Genomic DNA, 2,500 nt, shown 5'->3' on the forward strand with positions numbered 1-2,500 from the left:
TGCCCACCTGACACTGTCTCCCACCCCGATAAGGGGCGCGGGTTAGAATTTCAATACAGCCAGGGTAGTATCCCACCGATGCCTCCACCGAAGCTGGCGCTCCGGTTTCCAAGGCTCCTACCTATCCTGTACAAGCTGTACCAAAATTCAATATCAGGCTACAGTAAAGCTCCACGGGGTCTTTCCGTCCTGTCGCGGGTAACCTGCATCTTCACAGGTACTATAATTTCACCGAGTCTCTCGTTGAGACAGTGCCCAGATCGTTACGCCTTTCGTGCGGGTCGGAACTTACCCGACAAGGAATTTCGCTACCTTAGGACCGTTATAGTTACGGCCGCCGTTTACTGGGGCTTCGATTCGCACCTTCGCTTGCGCTAAGCACTCCTCTTAACCTTCCAGCACCGGGCAGGCGTCAGCCCCTATACTTCGCCTTACGGCTTCGCAGAGACCTGTGTTTTTGCTAAACAGTCGCCTGGGCCTATTCACTGCGGCTCTCTCGGGCTTGCACCCTACCAGAGCACCCCTTCTCCCGAAGTTACGGGGTCATTTTGCCGAGTTCCTTAACGAGAGTTCTCTCGCTCACCTTAGGATTCTCTCCTCGCCTACCTGTGTCGGTTTGCGGTACGGGCACCTTTTTCCTCGCTAGAGGCTTTTCTTGGCAGTGTGGAATCAGGAACTTCGCTACTATAATTCGCTCGCTATCACAGCTCAGCCTTCACGATGATGGGATTTGCCTCATCATCAGCCTAACTGCTTAGACGCACATATCCAGCAGTGCGCTTACCCTATCCTCCTGCGTCCCCCCATTGCTCAAACGGAAAAGAGGTGGTACAGGAATATCAACCTGTTGTCCATCGTCTACGCCTATCGGCCTCGACTTAGGTCCCGACTAACCCTGAGCGGACGAGCCTTCCTCAGGAAACCTTAGGCATTCGGTGGATGGGATTCTCACCCATCTTTCGCTACTCATACCGGCATTCTCACTTCTAAGCACTCCACCAGTCCTTACGGTCTAGCTTCGCAGTCCTTAGAACGCTCTCCTACCACTGACACCTAGAGGTGTCAATCCACAGCTTCGGTGATACGTTTAGCCCCGGTACATTTTCGGCGCAGAGTCACTCGACCAGTGAGCTATTACGCACTCTTTAAATGGTGGCTGCTTCTAAGCCAACATCCTGGTTGTCTAAGCAACTCCACATCCTTTTCCACTTAACGTATACTTTGGGACCTTAGCTGGTGGTCTGGGCTGTTTCCCTTTCGACTACGGATCTTATCACTCGCAGTCTGACTCCCATGGATAAGTCTTTGGCATTCGGAGTTTGTCTGAATTCGGTAACCCGATGAGGGCCCCTAGTCCAAACAGTGCTCTACCTCCAAGACTCTTACACATGAGGCTAGCCCTAAAGCTATTTCGGAGAGAACCAGCTATCTCCAAGTTCGATTGGAATTTCTCCGCTACCCACACCTCATCCCCGCACTTTTCAACGTGCGTGGGTTCGGACCTCCATTCAGTGTTACCTGAACTTCATCCTGGACATGGGTAGATCACCTGGTTTCGGGTCTACGACCACATACTAAATTCGCCCTATTCAGACTCGCTTTCGCTGCGGCTCCGTCTTATCAACTTAACCTTGCATGGGATCGTAACTCGCCGGTTCATTCTACAAAAGGCACGCCATCACCCGTTAACGGGCTCTGACTACTTGTAGGCACACGGTTTCAGGTTCTATTTCACTCCCCTTCCGGGGTGCTTTTCACCTTTCCCTCACGGTACTGGTTCACTATCGGTCACTAGGGAGTATTTAGCCTTGGGAGATGGTCCTCCCAGCTTCCGACGGGATTTCACGTGTCCCGCCGTACTCAGGATCCACTCAAGAGGGAATGAAGTTTCAACTACAGGGTTGTTACCTTCTTTGACGAGCCTTTCCAGACTTCTTCGTCTACTTCATTCCTTTGTAACTCCGTATAGAGTGTCCTACAACCCCAAGAGGCAAGCCTCTTGGTTTGGGCTATATCCCGTTTCGCTCGCCGCTACTCAGGGAATCGCAATTGCTTTCTCTTCCTCCAGGTACTTAGATGTTTCAGTTCCCTGGGTCTGCCTTCCATACTCTATGTATTCAAGTAAGGATATTGTTCCATTACGAACAATGGGTTCCCCCATTCGGAAATCTCTGGATCAAAGCTCACTTACAGCTCCCCAAAGCATATCGGTGTTAGTCCCGTCCTTCGTCGGCTCCTAGTGCCAAGGCATCCACCGTGCGCCCTTCATAACTTAACCGAATTGGTTGTTACATCAGGTTTAAAACCTAAAATGGCGATACTCGGTAATTTCTTGACTATCAATTTATCTTTATCTAGTTTTCAAAGAACAATCATTTGTCTCGTAAGAGACAGTATGGTTGGATATTTAACTTTCGCAAAAATCCCTGATAGTAATTAAACCATCAAAACTGAACAAAACTTCGACTGTCAAACGTTTTAGTAAATCTTCCTTAGAAAG

2 rRNA genes (both only partly in view) are annotated in these 2,500 nt (G+C 49.9%); both read right to left on the reverse strand.

Annotated elements, in window-relative coordinates:
- A 23S ribosomal RNA gene (locus tag P8596_RS21615) occupies nucleotides 1-2,278 on the reverse strand; it reaches 658 nt to the left of the window's first position.
- A 218-nt stretch (nucleotides 2,279-2,496) separates the two neighbouring features.
- Nucleotides 2,497-2,500, reverse strand: a 16S ribosomal RNA gene (locus P8596_RS21620); it runs 1,548 nt beyond the window's last position.
- Together the 16S and 23S rRNA genes form the textbook arrangement of a ribosomal RNA operon.

It is taken from the genome of Rossellomorea sp. DA94, from assembly GCF_029834455.1.
In the GTDB taxonomy this organism is placed as follows: Bacteria; Bacillota; Bacilli; order Bacillales; family Bacillaceae_B; genus Rossellomorea; species Rossellomorea vietnamensis.